Source organism: Paenibacillus sp. FSL R5-0407, from assembly GCF_038009185.1.
Taxonomy (GTDB): Bacteria; Bacillota; Bacilli; order Paenibacillales; family Paenibacillaceae; genus Fontibacillus; species Fontibacillus vini.
This window is the reverse complement of record NZ_JBBPAX010000001.1, coordinates 837,501-857,599: the sequence shown is the minus strand read 5'-3', so window position 1 is coordinate 857,599 and position 20,099 is coordinate 837,501. Positions and strand designations below refer to the sequence as shown.

18 protein-coding genes and 2 rRNA genes (1 of these 20 only partly in view) are annotated in these 20,099 nt (G+C 48.1%); 1 reads left to right on the top strand and 19 read right to left on the bottom strand.

Features of this window, described 5'->3' with window-relative positions; genetic code table 11:
* Positions 1-1,316: 1,316 nt before the first annotated feature.
* The 17 genes from NYE70_RS04135 to NYE70_RS04055 all read right to left on the bottom strand — a co-directional run bounded on the left by NYE70_RS04135 (position 1,317) and on the right by NYE70_RS04055 (position 17,287).
* Entirely contained in the window at positions 1,317-2,192 is an 876-nt protein-coding gene (locus NYE70_RS04135; RefSeq protein WP_341045087.1) for an alpha/beta fold hydrolase, read from the bottom strand.
* A gap of 41 nt (positions 2,193-2,233) precedes the next feature.
* Positions 2,234-3,100 (bottom strand): aminoglycoside phosphotransferase family protein, encoded by an 867-nt coding sequence (locus NYE70_RS04130; protein ID WP_341045086.1) that lies wholly within the window; start codon positions 3,098-3,100, stop codon positions 2,234-2,236.
* 51 nt (positions 3,101-3,151) lie between these two features.
* Positions 3,152-3,643 carry a GNAT family N-acetyltransferase gene (locus NYE70_RS04125; RefSeq protein ID WP_341045085.1) on the bottom strand — a complete coding sequence of 164 codons (492 nt, stop codon included), beginning with the start codon at positions 3,641-3,643 and terminating at the stop codon, positions 3,152-3,154.
* A complete protein-coding gene (locus NYE70_RS04120) occupies positions 3,640-4,056 on the bottom strand; it encodes a VanZ family protein (RefSeq protein WP_341045083.1) in 417 nt (138 codons plus the stop codon). Before NYE70_RS04120 ends, NYE70_RS04125 begins: the two co-directional genes overlap by 4 nt.
* A complete protein-coding gene (locus tag NYE70_RS04115) occupies positions 4,053-4,619 on the bottom strand; it encodes a hypothetical protein (RefSeq protein WP_341045082.1) in 567 nt (188 codons plus the stop codon). The genes NYE70_RS04120 and NYE70_RS04115 overlap by 4 nt, the downstream gene beginning before the upstream one ends.
* Positions 4,620-4,633: 14 nt before the next feature.
* Complete coding sequence (locus NYE70_RS04110; protein WP_341045081.1) at positions 4,634-5,302, bottom strand: hypothetical protein; 669 nt, start codon at positions 5,300-5,302, stop codon at positions 4,634-4,636.
* A 29-nt stretch (positions 5,303-5,331) separates the two neighbouring features.
* A complete protein-coding gene (locus tag NYE70_RS04105) occupies positions 5,332-5,787 on the bottom strand; it encodes a RidA family protein (RefSeq protein WP_341045079.1) in 456 nt (151 codons plus the stop codon).
* A gap of 15 nt (positions 5,788-5,802) precedes the next feature.
* Positions 5,803-6,180, bottom strand: coding sequence for a VOC family protein (locus NYE70_RS04100; RefSeq protein WP_341045077.1), 378 nt, complete (start codon positions 6,178-6,180; stop codon positions 5,803-5,805).
* Between the two features lie 43 nt (positions 6,181-6,223).
* Positions 6,224-6,766: an AAA family ATPase gene (locus NYE70_RS04095; protein ID WP_341045076.1), complete on the bottom strand. Its 543-nt coding sequence runs from the start codon at positions 6,764-6,766 to the stop codon at positions 6,224-6,226.
* Positions 6,767-6,879: 113 nt separating this feature from the next.
* The gene (locus tag NYE70_RS04090; RefSeq protein ID WP_211020281.1) at positions 6,880-7,668 is read right to left on the bottom strand and encodes an ABC transporter permease; all 789 of its coding nucleotides are present in this window, start codon (positions 7,666-7,668) and stop codon (positions 6,880-6,882) included.
* A 6-nt stretch (positions 7,669-7,674) separates the two neighbouring features.
* The gene (locus NYE70_RS04085; protein WP_341045074.1) at positions 7,675-8,478 is read right to left on the bottom strand and encodes an ABC transporter permease; all 804 of its coding nucleotides are present in this window, start codon (positions 8,476-8,478) and stop codon (positions 7,675-7,677) included.
* Positions 8,471-9,526, bottom strand: coding sequence for an ABC transporter ATP-binding protein (locus NYE70_RS04080; RefSeq protein ID WP_341045073.1), 1,056 nt, complete (start codon positions 9,524-9,526; stop codon positions 8,471-8,473). Before NYE70_RS04080 ends, NYE70_RS04085 begins: the two co-directional genes overlap by 8 nt.
* A 106-nt stretch (positions 9,527-9,632) precedes the next feature.
* Complete coding sequence (locus tag NYE70_RS04075; protein ID WP_341045072.1) at positions 9,633-11,369, bottom strand: proline--tRNA ligase; 1,737 nt, start codon at positions 11,367-11,369, stop codon at positions 9,633-9,635.
* Between the two features lie 364 nt (positions 11,370-11,733).
* Positions 11,734-12,723: a glycerophosphodiester phosphodiesterase family protein gene (locus NYE70_RS04070; RefSeq protein ID WP_341045071.1), complete on the bottom strand. Its 990-nt coding sequence runs from the start codon at positions 12,721-12,723 to the stop codon at positions 11,734-11,736.
* A gap of 48 nt (positions 12,724-12,771) precedes the next feature.
* On the bottom strand, positions 12,772-13,383 hold the full coding sequence (locus tag NYE70_RS04065; RefSeq protein ID WP_244861707.1) for an FHA domain-containing protein: 612 nt from the start codon (positions 13,381-13,383) through the stop codon (positions 12,772-12,774).
* Between the two features lie 290 nt (positions 13,384-13,673).
* On the bottom strand, positions 13,674-15,404 hold the full coding sequence (gene cysI / locus NYE70_RS04060) for an assimilatory sulfite reductase (NADPH) hemoprotein subunit (protein ID WP_211020274.1): 1,731 nt from the start codon (positions 15,402-15,404) through the stop codon (positions 13,674-13,676).
* A gap of 29 nt (positions 15,405-15,433) precedes the next feature.
* Positions 15,434-17,287, bottom strand: coding sequence for an assimilatory sulfite reductase (NADPH) flavoprotein subunit (locus NYE70_RS04055; RefSeq protein WP_341047507.1), 1,854 nt, complete (start codon positions 17,285-17,287; stop codon positions 15,434-15,436).
* 278 nt (positions 17,288-17,565) lie between these two features.
* Here NYE70_RS04055 and NYE70_RS04050 point away from each other — a divergent pair, with 278 nt between their 5' ends.
* Complete coding sequence (locus NYE70_RS04050; RefSeq protein WP_247681603.1) at positions 17,566-18,006, top strand: spore coat protein; 441 nt, start codon at positions 17,566-17,568, stop codon at positions 18,004-18,006.
* Positions 18,007-18,570: 564 nt separating this feature from the next.
* Here NYE70_RS04050 and rrf read toward each other — a convergent pair.
* Positions 18,571-18,687: ribosomal RNA gene (gene rrf, locus NYE70_RS04045) — 5S ribosomal RNA — on the bottom strand.
* 113 nt (positions 18,688-18,800) lie between these two features.
* Positions 18,801-20,099: ribosomal RNA gene (locus NYE70_RS04040) — 23S ribosomal RNA — on the bottom strand; it runs 1,750 nt beyond the window's last position.

Genomic DNA, 20,099 nt, shown 5'->3' with positions numbered 1-20,099 from the left:
TGTAATATAGTCACATAGGACTAAAACTTTTTAACCACATTATTAAAATGTCGATTACTGTAAATCTACTTCACTATTATTGAGCAACTGAGCTTTCTTGCCACCACCATGATTAAATACCCACTAGCCTTAGGCTGCTCGAAATCAATAGAAACCTGCATATTCATCTTCTTAGCTTTCTGCCTGGCTGTTCTATTCTTTCTATACAACTCTTTATATTCTGTCTTCATTTTCGCCAAGGTGTTTGATATATTTATCGCGTCACGATACTGTCGGAGAAGAAATCTCCCCGTACTTAGGGGAAATTGCAAAGGATTTTTACAAACATTGCGGGCACTTTGTGTATCGGTCTGTCTCCAAAGAAACATTTATCAGACGAATTCCTTTTTAATTTTATAAGGCTGACAAAAGTGAGAAAAACATTGGTGATTACAGCAACATATCAACGGTATCCTTCGTGGCGACCTTAACGCTGAGGATGGGATTATGATCTGGATTTAGAGAAACTTTATTTGACTCTTGAACTACTGCTATATCATTATGAGATCGACTTAGAGACTTCTTAGGCTTCGGATTGACCAATCGAATATAAGATTCACTTAAAAAGAAAAGCCCTTGATTCATCTACCGTATCAGAGGAATCAAAGGCGCAATATATCCTTAGTCACTTTTTAATTTATACTTTCGAAATCAAACTTCTGACAAGCCTTTTCAGGAAGAAGCTAACTCTAAGTGTGCCGCTCGTTCTTCCTCCGTTCCCTTAAGAATCCAGTTAAGGTGACCCCATAACGGTCATGTATGGACAGAACAGTTTCTACTGAAGGATTGTCACACGTGCTACGTACGATTGTCACTACCAGTAAAATGAATTGCTATGTAAGAGCCTCACCAAAATACGGGTAAACGCAAATATATCGAGGGTTTGGCAGTTATTGAGATTCAAAATCTCCACGATTCCGAAAGTGCTAATTCACAGTGACACAATCCATGAGCGTTGAATGTAAAATGACACTTTCCTAAATCGGAATATAGGTGGAACATAAATCTAATCGGAGAAAATATTCGAAGTTTAAGGAAACAAGCTGACCTGACTCAAGTTGGGTTCACTAAGCAAATCGGGGTATCACAAGGAACTTTAAGCGATACAGAACTAGGAAATTGAAATCGTACGTATTCCTCATAAATAGCTGACCTCCGGTAACCTCAATGTAGCCTTCATAGCCTTCCGATATTCTACAGAAGACTCCGTCAACCGGTATGCCGCTCTTTCTGATCTCAACCTTCGGCTTCACTGAAACTAATGTATCTAAAAGCCACTAGTTAAGATGATGAACAATCTCCCGGTTTATTAACTCCGCTTGCTCGTGATTGATCGCGTGACCTGCTTCTTTAATAATTTTATAATTCAGTTCATATTGGTTCAGCCTTTGGATGGCCTTCGGATAATTGCTTAATATATCTTGATCTCCTATTAAAAACAATGCTTTCTTCCGGATCAAATTCATTTGCTCTCCGTCAAAGATCGTTATCCCGTGCTGCATCATTGATTTGTTATTGAAATATTTGAGCAGATAATACCAATGTTTCATTAACTCTTCGTTACTTTCAAAAACGGTATAATGAGGTCCGCTCAATTTCCTTAGCAGTCGCTTACAATTCGCTTCCGACGGAAACAGCGCTTCCGGCATGAACGCCATCATCATCTTGCTCATGACTTCAAACTGACTCCCTGGAATTCTCCCCGCCATGCACACCACCTTTTGCACGTTATCGGGTCTCATTATGGCATAGTGATAGGCCAAATAAGCTCCATAGGAAACGCCGGCTAGATGGACTAATTTCAGGTCTAAAGCCTTTAACAATTCATCGATCCAAGCCGTCTGATCAAATTTCCGATAGTAAAGATCGTTAGGCTCACTTTTGCCGGATCCTCCGACCGCATCTACTGCTATGACAAAATAGTTCTCCGCAAGCTCACGAACATTGTAAACCCACATCATAGCCGAATTATCCGCCGTCCCATGAAATAGCACTAACGCAGGATTACTTGGTGAACCGGCCGTGATGACATGGGTGCTTCCATAAACGGTATGGATATCTCTTTGATCATAATCAACGCCCCAGGTCAGCAGCAACCTGTCATAGCTTGTAAAGATCAATTCTTCCCCTAGCTTAGATTTGTACCTTTGCATGATCTTCATTCCTTTCGGCCACTTCCTTACAATATAGAATCTCAGAGCAGCTTTTCATCCAAATAGACATTGTTCTTGACAATAGCTCTTACCACGGCTAGCGTATTCTTCCCCATCGGCAATCCCGCGATTCTGTTCAGCAGGATCCATCGCAGGCAAGCTATAGCTTCGAATCTCTCCATGTCACCTCCCAAGTAAGTATTCTTTGCTAAAAGGAAGGATCGGTACAATGAGCCATTCCTCTCGCTCGCATAGATCCGCATCAAAAAAATCGACCAGGCGGCATCATATCGCGGATCGCCGAGCTGAATATTTGTCCAGTCGATAATGGTGAATCTTCCGTTCATTTCAAGGATATTTCCCAAATTGTAATCCCCATGAATGAGCCGATATTGGCCCACTTGCGAATCCTCCACTAACGGAAGTAATATTTCTTTTATATCTGCATGTCCGTCAATACTAGGAAAGAAATAGCTTACGAAATGATATTTCGGTAATGCTTCCGGCGAAGGTAGCGACTCAATCGGGACACTATGAATTCCTGTTAAAATGTCAGCCAGCGTTTCAAGTTTCAATTTGTTCAATTTAGCTACAGGTGTGCCTCCGTAACCGGTTAGTAACACTTGGTTATTATCGGCGTCAATTCCCCAGCCTAGCGGCTCTGAAAGGGGAATTCCCTGATTAAATAACCCTTGCAACAGCTCATATTGCTTGGCAATATCCGGCTTAGAATCTCTGTTCCACACCTTTAGCACCAAATCAGCAGTCGTTGTGCTGATCTTGTATACGTCGGCCTCCAGACCGCTCGGCATAGGAGATATTTGTTTTAGTTCCGCTTCCGAAATAAGAGTATGGAAGTCGCCGCATCTCCCCCTCCAGGTAATACCTTTGAAACTATCATCCGTCATGGGTCTTCAACTCATTTCGTTCGTATTTCAGACAGTTCAATATCGTTAAATTCATAGATTTTTTCTATAAAAGTACTTATGGTCTTCATCCATTTCCCCGGTGATCTCGAACCCTAAACCGCTCCAAAATCTAAGATTTGCTTCATTCGTCGGAGTTAGTTCAATGAACGCAGCGCCCTCTTCTTTTATGTACTGTTCAATTTCTGAATAAGCCAATTTGCCAAACCCCAGATTACGGTATTCCGGCTCCATATAATATTCCATCAAAAAGCATTTTCCTTGCTCATCGAAATAGGTAACATACATACAGAAGCCAACAATCCCACTCGTTTCTATGAGGTATATCCTTAAAGGATTAACAGCCCTTGTTCTTAACTGCTCCACTGCATCCCTATATTCATCCGAATAAAAATATTCCCGGTCAAACTCATCTCCTATGGAAATGTTACGAGACAGCTCATTGATGTAAGTATTGAATAAATCCCAAAACTTCAACAGATCGGATTTACTTTGAACTAAGCATAAATGGATACAATCGCTCATTCCGCTCTCCTTTTCAACACAACATATACTCCACATCCGATCAAAAATCCAAAGGAGTTTAGAATAAAATCATCGATATCAAAGCTTCCTCTCCTTGATAGCAACTGAGTCATCTCCAAAACAAACACCCCTACGATAAACAAGACCCATCCTTTTAATAAGCGTCCTCCCCAAATCAGCGGAATCAAAACGCCGAAAGGAACGAACACACCTATATTTCCGATGAGATTGATAACCCAGGTTTTAGTGCCCACATCATCAATTCTTAAATAACTGCCGATCGTAAGGAAAGGTCTCAAGTTATACATATAGTCTGCTTGCACGCCTCTTCCAAAACCCCAAATCATCCAGTAAGTCAGTAAAAAGGAATAACCGATGAGTAGCACCAATGAGATTAATCTGCTTTTCTTCATACTACTAATCCATTGAATACCGTTCCAATAATGTAAATGAACATGCAAATACCGAAGACGATCAGCAGAGCCTTCCACTTTTTAACCGCCTCATTCTTAAAAAAGGTGGTAACTGTTTCTCCGCACAAGTAGACGAGCAGCGCTCCATTCCATATAATTCTTACTCCATATTTTAAATAAGCTGGTATTAATACGTCATAGGCTCCTGCATACAGCTCTAACATACTCGTTATAGAAATGATGACGTTGATATTTCGAATTACAGCATAGGCAAAATAGAATAGTGCCAGCCACCAGCCCCACTTTTTCCCGAGCCAGGTTCCTACCCCGGCCGTTACGCCAAGCAGACCTAAAAAAGCCATTGCTCCTTGAAAAAAATACCCGGATACGCCTATTAAAGAGGCTGTTTCGTTGAGATTATTAAATGCAATCATTTGGGTAACAAGCGTTGCCAAACCTCCGAATACCAACAAGATCGCTAAAAGGGTCACTCCCATGGGACGATCGTACGAGGCCTCCATGGGGTTATTTTCTATAGATTGTTTTTCATAGGATTGATTCACATTATTCCTCCTTACTAACGGAAAATCGTCTGGATTAACTCCTGCTTTGCATTTAAGACTTCCTTGATCACAGTGACGGTAGACTCAACAAAATCTTCAACGTCACTCAACATCAGGTATATCAGTTCGTAATCGTCAGGAACCTCGGTATACAAATAAAATTGTGTAATCCGTCTTACCTGCTCATTGATCTGGCCCTGCGGAAAAATATCCAGGAGGTCCGGAAATGACTTAATATTTTGAAAGATGGAGAAGAAGAGGCTGTGCTCATTCATTTTTAAATATTTGAAATCTACAACGTACCAGTCTCTTTTGACCAGGTACCAATATTCAGGAGTTCCCAAAATGTCTTGATAGGCAGGCTCCATCTTTTTTTGTTTATAGAAACGACTCCACTCCAAATCGGTCAGTAAATGAAAATAATAACCCAAGTTGAATGACAGCTGTTCCTTGGATAAATCACGCTCTTTGTTCAATATGTATTGTTGATAAAACAGGTCCGCATTTATTTTGCCGTCGACTTCGAAGTGAGTGATTTCTTTTGGCGGATAAAATATTCCTTCCTCATTAGCAAGCCCGCAATCCGGTCCGATATTTCCTACCAGGAATTCTTCAGGGCTTACATCAAGCCCTAAATCTATTAATTTCTCAGCGATTCTAAAATGTGTCACCCAGGTAGCCATACTATCCCCTCCAAATGCTAAGCGTTTGGTTAGATCTCTTCGACTTCGAAAATGGAGTCAACAATAATAGGCAGATTGTCTCTCACGGAAACCGCACCGAATACGGATCTGGCATGACTTCCTTTGTCGTCAAATACTTCGAACATTAAGTCGGAAAATCCGTTCAGCACTTTATGATGCTCTTCGAATAATGGTATCGCATTGACGAATCCTTGCACTTTCACTACTCTCTTTACTTTGTCCAATGTGCCAAGGGCATCCTTCAAAACAGCAAGCACCTCTAATCCAACGTCCCGTGCAAATTGATAGCCTTCCTCCGTCGTATACTCTTGCCCAAGCTTACCTTTGGCGTGACTGCCGGGGCCCTTTCCGGACATAAACAACAAGCCATTTACAATGACGTAATTAGCGTACTTTGCCGCCGGACTGCTGGCTTGGGGAAGTTCAATTCCTAAGCTCTCCAATTTTGATTCAATTGCACCCATCTTCTCGTCTCCTTTTTATTGTTTGTTTCCTACGGCAATCCACCGCCCGTCTATATCCTCAAAAACGAATTCCTTGTTGCTATAATCCGTGATACCCAAAGGCCGGACAATTTGGACGCCCGATTCAATTAGCTCTTTCTCCAGTTCTTCCTGGTTTTCGGCAATAAAGTAGGCATCATAACCATATCCGTGAATTGTTCTGTTCGGAGTAATTGAAGGATTTGGAGATTGAGTCAACACGATTTCTATGGCATCCCGATACAGGCAAATATGCGGCTCGACAGAATCCAAGTAGGGAACCGCCCTAAAACCTAAGCGATGATAGTAGTCGGCAGTTCTGTGCAAATCAGGGGTCGGAAAGATCTGCAAACAAGAAACAAATCCCTTATTCATGTTCGTACTTCCTTTCATATTAATAACGAATTATGCATGCTAGCTACATCACAAGTGCTTCACTTTGATATCGCTTCAAGATTTCATCCACTGTTTCTTCAGTGGATAATTCCGAGGAATCCAGCCACATACCAATTGGTGGAGTCTCATTTCGCAACAGCTGATCCAGCGCTTCCACGGTCCAGATTCCGTATCCTTTTTTCGACCGTTCCGCTTCTCGCTTGGCAACTATCCCAGCATCCGGGCAAAGAACTACCACATAAAGAGGACGTTTCTGTATAAATGAAATAAAGTCGTTTAACATGGGACCCACGACGACATCCTGAACGACAACCGTAAATCCCGAATCGAAATAAGCATCCGCCGTGTGGGCAGCCAGGCGATATCGAAGCAGCAGCTGCTCCAGCTCGTCTTTTTCCGCGTCAGGGCTTACTTCTCTTCTGTCATTAACGACCATTCGCCGAAAAATATCTCCTCTGACATGCACCGACTTTTCGAATCGCTCGGAAAGCAGCTCAGCAACCGTCGATTTTCCGCTAGCCATGATGCCTGTGATTAAAATGATTCCTGATGGATTTTTTAGCATAGAATAAAGTCCTTTCTAGTTATTGGCACCTCCTCTAAATTCGCCAATCTATATCCATATTCCTCCAACAAAAAAACCCAAGAAGGGATCTCCCCCTCTTGGGTTTGCATTTATTAAGACCCTGCGCCCCGATACCGCCGAACTCCATAGTTCCAGGCAGTCAAACCGATGGCGAGGAACACCCCGCCCACGACCGGAGTGAGAAACGCCATGTTCCTCATCTCCTCGCGCTCCAGAAATAACGACGCCGGGTAGACGCCGACGAAGGCAAACGGCAGTATCCAGGTAAGCAGCACCTGAATGGCGCGGTTGTAAATGGTTACCGGGTAACGCCCGTAACCTTGAACGTTGAACATCAACGGCAGAATGCCGGTCGGTGCATCGGAGTAGAAAGACAGCGACGTCAGAGCCGTGTAAATCCCCGTATAAATCGCTACCGCGCTAATCGTCAGCACCAGCATGGCGGGAATGGTCCACCATTCAAACGGCAGGCCCAACTGCGATCCGCTGATCGCCATGATCACGATCCCGATGATGGAGCCTACCAGCGCAGGCGGATCGACATTTTCCAAAAAGATCTGGAACAGATTATGCGCCGGACGAGTCATGACCCGGTCCATTTCCCCTTTGACAATATAGCGTTCGCTGAAGCCCCACAAATTGATGAAACAGCTGAACACACCAAAAGGCACCATGAAAAATCCGTAAACGAACACAACTTCACCTTGGCTCCAGCCGCCAAGACTGTCGGTATGCATAAAGATTACAAAGATGAAGATCAGGTTCGTTGCCTGGAACAGCAGATCAGAAATGACTTCAACCCAGAAATCCGCCCGGTAAGTCATCCGGGTTTTGATATAGTTTTTCAAATACTCTACGATGAGCCCTAAGTAATATGACATATTCCTTTAACCTCCCTGCACAAACAGGCGTTTCCGCGACATCCGGTACAGCAAGACCATCGGGATCAGCAAGATCAGGAACCAGAGCACCTGAATCCCTAGCACATGCCAGATGCCTACGCCTTGAATCCGTCCGGTAAACACGGAACCCGGCAAGTAAGTTATCGCCTGGAACGGTAAAAATCCCATAATGTCGGCAAGCCAGCCCGGGAACAAACTGATCGGAATGATCAGGCCGGAGAACAGGTCGACGACAACCCGTTTCATACGCATAAAGCCCTCATTATTTTCCACGAAAAAAGCCATCAGTCCGGTAATCACATTAAGCTGAGAATTGATCAGAAAGCTGAAAAACAGCATGACAAGAAACCCTGCCCACGCCTCGGGCGCGGTCGGAAGCTTCACCGGAAAGAGCAGCATGGCGATCGCCATCCCCGGGATCATGAACAGCATGAACCGGAACAAGCCTTCACCAAAACCTTGCATCATTTTAACCATGATGTAGTTATAAGGCCGGATAAACTGAATCGCGATGCTTCCGTCCCGGATATCCGTCGAGATTTCACGGTCCAGGTTGTTAAAATAAAACGCGCGGGCCATCCACGAAACAGCCAAGTACGTGGTCATCTGCGAAGCGGTGAACCCGCCCAGCTCCCCGCCGCCTCCGTAGATCGCTTTCCAGGTAAAATAGTACACTCCAATATTGAGCGTATAAATCAGAATGCCGGTATAGTAATTGACCCGATACGCGAGCATCGTCAAGAACCGGATTCGGATAAAATCGATATACGCGCTGGCTCCGCTAAACATGAGTCATCACGCTCTCGTCCTCGGTCACATCGTTCGCGTCCGTTTTCTTCTCGGCGGAACCGGACTGATAAATGCTGCGAACGATATCGTCCGTATTTGTCTCGACGATTTTGATGTCGGTAATGTCCGCCTTCCCGACGACTTGTCCGAGCACGTCGGACACATTGATTTCTAACGGGATCCAGACCTTGGCGCCTAAATCATTCTCCGCCGACCATTCCACAGGCAGTCTTGCCGTCCAGGTCTGAAGCTGAGCCAGCTTCGTTCCCGTTCCGAACTGGAATTGGACTTCCCGCCCGGTGCCCCAGCGGTTTTTCAGTTCTTCCAGCCCGCCGTCATAAATGATCCGGCCATCATCCAGCATAATCACTCGGGAGCAAAGCGCCTCGATGTCCTGAAGATCGTGGGTCGTAAGAAGAATCGTTGTGCCATGCTCACGGTTCATATCCTTCAGGAATTCGCGGATTTCCGATTTGACCACAATGTCCAGTCCGATCGTCGGCTCGTCCAAAAACACGATGGACGGATTATGGAGCAGTGCAGCCACCAGCTCGCAGCGCATCCGCTGACCGAGACTGAGCTTACGCACGGGACGGTTTAGCAAATCCTGCAGCTGAAGCCGTTCCACCAATTCGTCCAGCCGGCGCTTGAAATCCTGTTCCGACACCTTATATACCTTGCGAAGTAGCTGGAACGATTCGATCACCCCGATATCCCACCACAGCTGACTCCGCTGTCCGAATACCACGCCGATATGCTGAACGAACTTCTCCCTCTCCTCATATGGAACAAATCCGCCGACCGATAGATGGCCGGAAGTCGGAACTAGAATTCCGGTCAACATTTTAATCGTCGTCGACTTACCGGCGCCGTTCTCGCCGATATATCCGCAGATTTCTCCTTGAGGAATTTGGAACGAAATATCTTTTACAGCGGCGACCTCATTGTACTGCCGCTTGAACAAATCTTGAAAAGCGCCCTTCAAGCCTTCGCGGTTCTTCTGAACCTTGAACGTTTTGCGCAAATCCTTCACTTCAATTGCATTCATCTTCGCAGTACCTCTCTAAACTTAAGATCGATGGACGGGCTCCATCCATATCGCCTTAAAATTATATAGCAGCTGAGAAAAAAGCGCCAGCCCGGAAAGGCTCATCCTAATGTCCAATATTAGCCGTATTAAGCATTCCCAGAATTCGTTCCACAGCGTCATCGGCACTAAGCGACATTTTATCACGAGGAGAATGACGCTCCGCATATTCAACCAGACCTGCTACGGCATCCTTGCCGATCACGATTCGCACCGGGAGTCCGATCAGATCAGCATCCTTGAATTTAACCCCGGCCCGTTCATCGCGATCATCGAGCAGCACTTCAACACCTTTCGATTGCAAGCGTTGATACAGTTCTTCAGCGAGCCGAGCCTGTTCTTCATCCTTCACCGAAACCGGCACCAGGTGCACATGGTATGGCGCCAATGCCAGTGGCCAGACGATCCCGTTGTCGTCGTGGTTCTGCTCAATGACAGCGGACAAAATACGGGAAACCCCGATCCCGTAGCAGCCCATAATCATCGTTTGGGCCTTGCCCGAAGCGTCAAGAAACGTCGCGCCCAGCTTTTCACTGTATTTGGTCCCCAGCTTGAATACATGTCCCACCTCAATGCCGCGGTAGAATTTCAAGGTTCCATCGGCGCAGCGAGGACATGGTTCGCCTTCCTGTACCGTGCGAAAATCCCCCACCTTGGAATGCGTCAAATCCCTGGAAGGAACAAGCTGCCGGTAGTGATAATCCAACTCGTTGGCCCCGGCAATTCCATGTTCCATTTCTGCCGCTGAGTGATCTAATAGAACAGAGATATTAGTCAAACCGTAGGGACCGATGAAACCTACCTGAACTCCAGTCCAAGCCTGCACCGACTCCGGATCGGCGATTTCAATCATCTCGGCGCCCAGGAAACTTTTTACTTTCAGCTCATTGATTTCCTGATCCCCGCGCACGACTACAGCTACCGGTTCTCCGTCAACCGCGAAAAGCACCGTTTTCATGATCTCCGCTGCCCTTACTCCTAACGAGGATACAAGCTGATCGATCGTTTTGATGGCCGGTGTATGGAACTTTTCCGGCTGCCCTAAGTCCTCAGTTCCAGCTCCGATAACAGTTTTGAAGTTAGAACCCGATTCTGCCTTTTCGAGATTAGCGGCATAGTCGCAGCACGTACATGTGGCAATCGTATCCTCACCGATATCGGCTAAAGCCATGAATTCATGGGTTCCCCCTTCGCCCCCGATCGCTCCCGCATCCGCCTCCACCGCGCGGAAGTTCAAGCCGCAGCGCTCGAATATCCGATGATAGGCATGATACATCTCCCAATAGGAACGGTCCAATCCTTCCCAGTCCGGGTCGAATGAATACGCATCCTTCATCAGGAACTCCCTGCCACGCAGCAGTCCGAAACGTGGGCGACGCTCATCACGATATTTAGTCTGGATTTGATACAAAGTAACAGCCAATCTCCGGTATGAGCTTATTTCTTGTTTGACCAGCGAAGTGATTACCTCTTCATGAGTCGGCCCCAATGCGAATTCCCGTCCATGGCGGTCCTTCAAACGAATCAACTCCGGACCATATACCTCATAACGGCCGGATTCCTCCCATAGTTCAGCAGGCTGCATGGCCGGCATCAGCAGTTCCTGTGCTCCGGCCCGGTCCATTTCCTCCCGTACGATTTGCTCCGCTTTGCGCAGCACCCGTCTGCCAAGCGGCATATACGTGTAAATCCCGGCGGCCAACTGTCGGATGAGACCGGCGCGAAGCAGCAATTGGTGGCTAACAGCCTCCGCATCGCCCGGCGATTCCCGCAGTGTATTCAGTAATAATTGGCTTTGGCGCATGATCAAACTCCCCTTTCAACATAAAAAGACACATTCGTCAGGGACGAATGTGTCGTGGTACCACCCTTGTTTAACCGTCGGCATAGCAACGGTCCTTCATTAAATAAAGGCAGCTGCCGGCAACGGCTAATTGGTATAATCCCCAGTCTCCGTTACTGCTCACAAGGTAGGGTCAACGTCCGGTCGCGGCGGGAAGCCTTTCAGCCTGCGGAATTCCTCTCTGTTATCGCGAATGATAAACGATGGGGCCTTGGTCTAAGCATTTTAATCAATATGAGTTTATTATTGGTTAAAATACAGGATCGGTCCGAATTAGTCAAGTAGAAACAGCACCAGCGGTTTGAGCGCATTCGTTTTCCTTGGTCTAATGTGCCTTGAGGCCTGCCAGACGATCAATCCGGTTCGTCCAGATCCAACCGCTATACGAGGAAGGAAGCCGCTTTACATCCTCCAGACTGTCAAAACCGCTGGAAAAGTCGCTTCCGTCTCCCCCCACCACGATAACCCTCGTATCCGCGCGTTCCATCCGGCTAAGAAACTTATCCGGCCAGCCCCAAATCCACGGGGCGATCTTCTCGAAAATATGCAATTCCGTATTCCGGCATGCCGAAGGAATATAACCGGTCCAGCCTGAAGCCTCGTAGGAGATAAGGCATTCCTTGAGCGTCTGCTTGGACATCGCCCGCATATCGGGTAATTTCTCCTTTAGGGCCGCGATCGGCTCGTCACCGCCATATACGGTATATCGCTCCAGCTTTTCCCGAGACATCCCGCTAAAATACTCCGCAAGCAGAACTCCTTCTTCTGCATCATTGCTTTTGATATGTAGCAAAAAGTTCTGATCGGGAAACTGTCTCAGCACTTCCGTCAAAGAGGGCATCAAATTGGTTCCCTTCCCCCGGAACGGATACGTTGCACCTCCGTCTGCCGTATAGCCGTACCCGATGTCCAGAAGCTTCAGTTCCGCCATTGTATAATCCACGGTTTTTCCTTGCCCATTGGTCCTGCACTCCAGAGTCCAATCATGAAACACCGCAAATTGGCCGTCTTTTGTCGGCTTAACATCCAATTCCACCATATCCGCACCTGCCAGAAACGCCGCTCTCATGGAAGAAATCGTATTCTCCAGATAAGGATGCTCAGGTTCATAAATCCGTTCCGCCGTGCAGGTATCATTCTGAATATTTTCCATGGAAAAGGTTTGTGCCAAACCACGGTGGGCCAGCAATTTGGGACCCTCATCCTCATGATAATTTCCAATAAACAGCGAAGTATTATTGATCCAGATGAACAGGAGCAATCCGACTGCGATCCAAAACCGCTTCCGTCTGATCCAGCGTTTTAACAAGTTCATTTTCGTGTCCTCCAAAATAGAAACACGTAACGACTACTCCAATTCGACCTAATGGTTCGGGTCGCTTTCGAGAATATAGCCGTTTCCGCGGACAGAGGTAATCTGAAAGGTATCTTTACCGTATTTTTTCCGAATGCGGTACATGAGCGCATTGATTTCATCCGCCGTCACATCAGGCAATCCGTCGGTCCCCCAGGTCCGGTCATGCCAAACGATGCTTTTGATTTCCGCGATGGTCACGAGCCGGTTCATATGCTGATGGAGCAGGCGGAGCAAGAGAAATTCTTTTTCCGACATCGGAATTTTGCGTCCGTCAACCTGACACTCCCGTTTTTCCCATAGGATGGATACTTGGCCTATTTCACGTTCCTCCGCTTCAGGCACTTCCCGGATAGATTCAAACTCAAGCGTCTGTTCAGCTGAGGCATATGAAAAATGCATAATTATGGTTCCACGCGCCAACTGAATCCGGTCGTTATTTTCCAGCACATAAGGTGCATGCGGAATTACGGGTACTCCGTTGACCTCGCTCCCGTGCCGGCTGCCCAAATCATAAAGTACCGCCTTCTCTCCCTCTTGCCGAATGCTCAAATGATGCCGGGATACAAAAATATTCGTAAAGGCGATCCCAGGCGCATTATCTTTAGTGCCTCTGCCCACTTCGGTCTCCGGCTGGCTCAGATTGAGGCAGGTACCCGGACGGTACGGCTCCCCGCGGATGATATAGAGACATGCGTAAGTTTCCAGTTTATTTCCCTCCAGACTCCCTGTCTTCGTTTATCTTAGCTTATCTCCTATTTTAACAAAATCGCCGGACAATGATAAAACCCTCATAAATGACTGATAAACCATCTGCCTATAAAAAAGAGAGCCCCGCCGTAAAACCCGGCAAAGACTCCCTTGGAAAATTAAAAATTCATGATATTAGCAAGCTATACTCGTCATGTTCATTAAGCATGAAAATCCTGACCTGAACGGACTTCCTTGACGTACCCGGCACGAATCGTGAAATCGCCGAAATGCTCTCCTTCACGCCGTTCCTTGGCATAATGGGCAAATAGAACCCGCAGAGAATCCAAGATTTCCGTCTCCCCGATGTTTTCCTTGTAGAGCTTGTTCAGTCTCTCTCCCGCAAAACCGCCGCCGAGGTACATATTGTACTTGCCCGGTGCTTTGCCGATAAAAGAAAGCTCAGCCAGCGCCGGTCTCGCGCACCCGTTCGGGCATCCGGTCATCCGGATGACGATCTCATCCTCCCGCAGACCGTTCTCCTCCAGCAGCGGCTCCATCTTGCCCAACAATGTCGGCAGATAGCGTTCCGACTCGGCCATGGCCAGCCCGCAAGTAGGAAGCGCCACGCAAGCCATGGAATTGAGTTTGAGCGCAGTATAATGCTCGCCGGACGTAATTCCATACTTAGCGATGAGTTCATCGATCTTTTTCTTTTTTGCGGTCGTTACATTTGAAATGATCAGATTCTGATTCGCCGTCAGCCTGAAATCCCCGGTATGCAGCTTGGCGATTTCCCGCAGTCCGGTCATCAGCAGGTAGTTTTCTTCATCTTTAATCCGGCCGTTCTCGATAAACAATGTAAAATGCCATTTGCCGCCGTTACCTTTTACCCAGCCGTAGCGATCGCCATGATGGTCGAACTGATAAGGCTTCGCAGCTTCCAGTGTCCATCCCAGGCGGCGGGTCAGCTCGTCAACGAACCAATCGATGCCGCGGTCGTCAATCGTATATTTGAACCGGGCATGCTTCCGAACGGAACGGTCTCCGTAATCCCGCTGAATCGTCACGGTCTTTTCCGCAACATCGATGACTTGCTCCGGCGTACAGAAGCCGATCACCTGGGCCACTTGAGGATAGGTCTTCACATCTCCGTGCGTCATGCCCATCCCGCCGCCGACAGCGACGTTGAATCCTTTTAGTTTGCCGTTCTCGGTGATCGCAATAAGTCCCAAATCCTGGGAAAATACATCCACATCGTTCGATGGCGGTACCGCAATGCCAATCTTGAATTTCCGCGGCAAGTAGACCTTGCCGTAGATCGGCTCCTGCTCCTCTTCCGTTCCGTTGTCCCGGCTGTCCAATACCTTTTCGCCGTCCAGCCAAATCTCATGATAAGCTTTGGTCTGCGGTTCCAGGTGCTCGCTAAGCCGGCTTGCCCAATGGTACACTTCCGCGTGAATATCCGATTGGTTCGGATTCGGGTTGCACATTACGTTACGGTTGACGTCACCGCAAGCCGCCAAAGTGGTCAGCATCGAGTTATGCACTTCCTGAATCGTCTTTTTCATATTCCATTTCAGGATGCCGTGCAATTGAACCGATTGCCGCGTCGTTAAGCGAATCGTCCCGCTGGAATATGCTTGAGCGACCCGGTCCATCATCAGCCATTGCTCCGGCGTTACCACGCCGCCCGGTGCCCGTACCCGCAGCATGAATTGGTATGCCGGTTCCAGCTTTTGTTTGCTGCGCTCGTTACGCAGGTCCCGGTCGTCCTGCATGTAGCTGCCGTGGAATTTCATCAACCGGTTTTCATCTTCCGGAATCGAGGCCGTAATACGGTCCTCGAGTACCTCTTCCAGCTGGCCGCGCAAATAATTGCTTCTGACTTTTATATCTTCCACGTCGCTGTGCGGCGCACTGTTCGGCGACAATAAATTGTTCTCAGACATTCGATCTTTCTCCTCTCACGGTCAGGGAATTAATAGACATCCCGCTGATAACGTTTTTGCTGCTGCATCCGGGTCAAATATTCCGATGCTTCCTCAGGGCTGAACCGACCTTCCTGCTCAAGAATCGTGGCAAGCGCCGCGTGCACGTCGTGGGCCATCTTTTTCTCATCGCCGCAAACGTATATCACTGCGCCTTCCTGCAACCATTCGTAGAGCTCGCGGCTCTTTTCCAGCATCCGGTGCTGAACGTATACTTTCTGCTCTGTATCGCGGGAGAAAGCTACATCCATCCGGGTCAGCACGCCTTCTTTCAACCAGCGCTGCCATTCCACCTGATACAAGAAATCCGTCGAAAAATGCTGATCCCCGTAGAACAGCCAGGTTTTCCCCTGCGCTCCCGTCTCTTCGCGTTCGCTGAGGAACGCTCGGAATGGAGCGACTCCCGTACCGGGACCGATCATAATAACCGGCGTTTCCGGATTGTCCGGCAGCTTGAAATTCGGATTGTGCTGAATGAACACCGGCAAGGAATCTCCCGGCTGAATGCGATCGGCCAACTGCACCGAGCAAACGCCGTAGCGGTTGCGGCCGTTGCTTTCATAACGCACTGCGCGAACGGTCACATGGACTTCATCCGGGCTGGCCTTCAGGCTGCTCGCAATCGAATATAAGCGCGGCGGAATCTTACGCAACAACGATACGAACTGTCCGGCCGGAATTCCTTTTAGAGAGTAATCCTGCACCAAATCGAGCAGATCCCGTTCGCTCAGATAGGTTCTTAATTCCTCTGTTTTGGAGGGATCGAGCAAGTCTTTTAAACTGGAGTTTCCGGTCAGTTCCGCCAACTGATTTAGCAGCGGCTTGGTCAGCACCGTAATTTCATAATACCGCAGCAGCGCTTCCCGCAAGGACCTCGTTTCGCCTTGCTTGTTGACGGATACGGATTCATTACCATCCCAGCCCATCGCTTCGATCAATTCATCCGCCAGGCGCGGATGGTTCTCCGGATAGATCCCCAGGCTGTCGCCCGGCTCATACTGAAGATTCGAGCCCTCCAGCGAGATTTCGACATGACGTGTTTCCCTTTCCGACCCACGACCATTGAGATTGAGATTTTCCAAGACTTCAGCCTGGAAAGGATTACTCCGGGAGTATTCCGATTCCGCTTCGCTTACGACAGAGCTTGGTGCCGCACCGGAAGCAACCGCTCCCGCTCCGTTCCCCGCGCCTTGAGCCAATGCGCCGAGCACCTGATTCATCCATTCCGAAGCCGGCTCCGCAAAATCGACGTCACAGTCGACTCTAGGAGCAAGCTCTTTACCACCGAGCTCCGCCAAACGTTTGTCGAAATCTTTGCCGGTCTGGCAGAAGAATTCGTAAGACGTATCCCCGAGTGCAAGCACCGAATATCTCAAATTGTCCAGTTGCGGTGCTCTTTTACTATGCAAGAACTCATAGAAGGCAATCGCGCTATCCGGCGGTTCTCCTTCGCCATGCGTGCTTACCAGGACTAAGAGATTCTCGATTTTCTTCAGGGTATTAGGTTTGAAGTCGCCCATTGAGCTAAGCGTTACCTGAAACCCTTGCTCTTCAAGACGCTTGCCGAGCTTTTTGGCCAATCCACTGCTGTTTCCGGTCTGCGAGCCAAACAATACCGTGACCTCTTTGGATACCACAGGACCCGAGTCTACTGTCGATCCTGCTGTTGCTAACCCTTGGGCTCCTCCAGCCGGAGCCGAGATTGCAGCTGCTGCCGTTCCCTGCACCGCAGCCAAATACCCGCTAAGCCATAAGCGCTGCGTATCCGTCAGCGAAGGCAACAGACGGTTCAACAATTCCGCTTGCTCTTGATTAAAAGGACTGTTCGTAACTTGAAATTCCAACATATCCACCTCACGTAGCTTCCATAAATTCAATTCCTACTAATATGATCAGAATTATACTTACTTGAACTTATCATAGCTCGCGAAATTGGTCAATTCGAATCATTTTATAGAACCGATTAGGTTTTCTGATAAAGGTAAGTTTTTACTTTTAATTCCTAGTTACTGGAATCACCAAATCTGGGCGAATGCATATATTGAATCAAATTTCTCTATTGGAGTGTGACAACGTGAGCCTATACCAAGGTAGCCCGAAGCATTTGGCTTGGCATGAAACGATGGAACTTCACGAACTGGTAGCTTTTCAATCCGTAAATTTAGTTGCATTTAAACAAAAACTGCCCACCATCAAAGACCCGGTCCTTTGCTCGCTTTACAAGGAAACGATCTGCATGCTGGAGCAAAATCTGCAGGAACTCCTTAAGTTCTATCCACTGGCACCGACGATGAATCGAAGCCATATGCCCGATATGACCGCCTTTGATGCTGCCAGCCTGCTTGGCTTTGCCAAAACGGCAGTCCGCAACTATTCGATTGCAATTACCGAAACGGCCACCCCTATTTTGCGAGAAACCTTCCAGAAGCAATTAATTTGTGCTATCGATCTTCATGCCATGATATTTAACTTTATGTGCTCCAAGGGCTACTATCCTGCGTATAATTTAGAACAACTCCTTTGTAACGATGTAAACATGGCAACTGCAGCGCTGAGGCTTTAAGCGGGGCCAGCGTGTTTCGTCTTAACTAATAGAATAGCAAAAAGCACTGCCGATCATCTCGGCGGTGCTTTTCTTCGTTGCTTGGCTACGTCCTACTCTCCCAGGACCCTTATGTATTCGGTTCTAGTAACCCATGTAGACAGAGTACTTAAGGTCAACTAATCTGCTTGCGTCTAAACAGCTAAGATACTTAGCGTCTTAGCAGCTAACCGTCTTTGCATCTTTGCATCTTTGCTTCTTTGCTTCTTTGCTTCTTTGCAGCCCTGTTGCCCAGCACTTAAGCAACTTAGCGCCTTCCCCCTGCTTAATTAACTGTAATTACTACAGCTAATTTTGCTTCCTCAGCTTCCCGGGTTAAATTAACTGCAAAAACTACAGCTATTTTGGAGGATTTGGGCCATTCCGAGCTAAAATCGCAGAATTAACTGTAGGTTTTACAGTTATTTGTCTAGAATGAGCTTATCTTGCGAAAATAACTGCAGGTTTTACAGTTAAGTTGGTGATTAGATAGCACCAACAACAAAAAAAGCTCCACCGAGATGATCGGCAGTGCTTTTTTTCGTTGCTTGGCGGCGTCCTACTCTCCCAGGACCCTTCGGTCCAAGTACCATCGGCGCTGGAGGGCTTAACGGTCGTGTTCGGGATGGGTACGTGTGGAACCCCTCCGCCATCGCCACCAAACGGTTCAAGCATCTTAATCGCTTGAAAACTGGATACGAAACGTGAATTTGCGGTTAGTCTCCTCAAGTGCTCATATCGGCTTGTTCAGCCTGACGCCACTTTTTGGAGTTGTTTTGGATAAGCCCTCGACCGATTAGTACCTGTCAGCTCCATACATTGCTGCACTTCCACCTCAGGCCTATCAACCTCGTGGTCTTCAAGGGGTCTTACTAGTTGGGAAATCTCATCTTGAGGGGGGCTTCACGCTTAGATGCTTTCAGCGCTTATCCCGTCCGCACGTAGCTACCCAGCTATGCTCCTGGCGGAACAACTGGTGCACCAGCGGTGCGTCCATCCCGGTCCTCTCGTACTAAGGACAGCTCCTCTCAAATTTCCTACGCCCACGACAGATAGGGACCGAACTGTCTCACGACGTTCTGAACCCAGCTCGCGTACCGCTTTAATGGGCGAACAGCCCAACCCTTGGGACCTACTTCAGCCCCAGGATGCGATGAGCCGACATCGAGGTGCCAAACCTCCCCGTCGATGTGGACTCTTGGGGGAGATAAGCCTGTTATCCCCAGGGTAGCTTTTATCCGTTGAGCGATGGCCCTTCCATGCGGTACCACCGGATCACTAAGCCCGACTTTCGTCCCTGCTCGACTTGTCAGTCTCGCAGTCAAGCTCCCTTATGCCTTTGCACTCTTCGAATGATTTCCAACCATTCTGAGGGAACCTTGGGGCGCCTCCGTTACTCTTTAGGAGGCGACCGCCCCAGTCAAACTGCCCGCCTGACACTGTCCCCGTACCGGATCACGGTACCAGGTTAGAACTCCAATACGATCAGGGTGGTATCCCAACGGCGCCTCCACCGAAGCTGGCGCTCCGGCTTCCTAGGCTCCCACCTATCCTGTACAAATCGTATCAAAGTCCAATATCAAGCTGCAGTAAAGCTCCATGGGGTCTTTCCGTCTTGTCGCGGGTAACCTGCATCTTCACAGGTATTAAAATTTCACCGGATCTCTCGTTGAGACAGCGCCCAAGTCGTTACGCCATTCGTGCGGGTCAGAATTTACCTGACAAGGAATTTCGCTACCTTAGGACCGTTATAGTTACGGCCGCCGTTTACTGGGGCTTCAGTTCATAGCTTCGGGTTACCCCTAACCACTCCCCTTAACCTTCCAGCACCGGGCAGGCGTCAGCCCGTATACTTCGCCTTGCGGCTTCGCACAGACCTGTGTTTTTGCTAAACAGTCGCTTGGGCCTTTTCACTGCGGCCCCCTCGTGCTATTCACACTACCGGGGCACCCCTTCTCCCGAAGTTACGGGGTCATTTTGCCGAGTTCCTTAACGAGAGTTCTTCCGCGCGCCTTAGAATTCTCTTCTCGCCTACCTGTGTCGGTTTGCGGTACGGGCACCTTCACCTGGCTAGA

Coding starts and splice junctions, on each gene's coding strand:
- NYE70_RS04135 (WP_341045087.1), bottom strand. CDS start 2,192: ATGCAAAGGTACAAATCTAAGCTAGGGGAAGAATTGATCTTTACAAGC.
- NYE70_RS04130 (WP_341045086.1), bottom strand. CDS start 3,100: ATGACGGATGATAGTTTCAAAGGTATTACCTGGAGGGGGAGATGCGGC.
- NYE70_RS04125 (WP_341045085.1), bottom strand. CDS start 3,643: ATGAGCGATTGTATCCATTTATGCTTAGTTCAAAGTAAATCCGATCTG.
- NYE70_RS04120 (WP_341045083.1), bottom strand. CDS start 4,056: ATGAAGAAAAGCAGATTAATCTCATTGGTGCTACTCATCGGTTATTCC.
- NYE70_RS04110 (WP_341045081.1), bottom strand. CDS start 5,302: ATGGCTACCTGGGTGACACATTTTAGAATCGCTGAGAAATTAATAGAT.
- NYE70_RS04105 (WP_341045079.1), bottom strand. CDS start 5,787: ATGGGTGCAATTGAATCAAAATTGGAGAGCTTAGGAATTGAACTTCCC.
- NYE70_RS04100 (WP_341045077.1), bottom strand. CDS start 6,180: ATGAATAAGGGATTTGTTTCTTGTTTGCAGATCTTTCCGACCCCTGAT.
- NYE70_RS04095 (WP_341045076.1), bottom strand. CDS start 6,766: ATGCTAAAAAATCCATCAGGAATCATTTTAATCACAGGCATCATGGCT.
- NYE70_RS04090 (WP_211020281.1), bottom strand. CDS start 7,668: ATGTCATATTACTTAGGGCTCATCGTAGAGTATTTGAAAAACTATATC.
- NYE70_RS04085 (WP_341045074.1), bottom strand. CDS start 8,478: ATGTTTAGCGGAGCCAGCGCGTATATCGATTTTATCCGAATCCGGTTC.
- NYE70_RS04080 (WP_341045073.1), bottom strand. CDS start 9,526: ATGAATGCAATTGAAGTGAAGGATTTGCGCAAAACGTTCAAGGTTCAG.
- NYE70_RS04075 (WP_341045072.1), bottom strand. CDS start 11,369: ATGCGCCAAAGCCAATTATTACTGAATACACTGCGGGAATCGCCGGGC.
- NYE70_RS04070 (WP_341045071.1), bottom strand. CDS start 12,723: ATGAACTTGTTAAAACGCTGGATCAGACGGAAGCGGTTTTGGATCGCA.
- cysI (WP_211020274.1), bottom strand. CDS start 15,404: ATGTCTGAGAACAATTTATTGTCGCCGAACAGTGCGCCGCACAGCGAC.
- NYE70_RS04050 (WP_247681603.1), top strand. CDS start 17,566: ATGGAACTTCACGAACTGGTAGCTTTTCAATCCGTAAATTTAGTTGCA.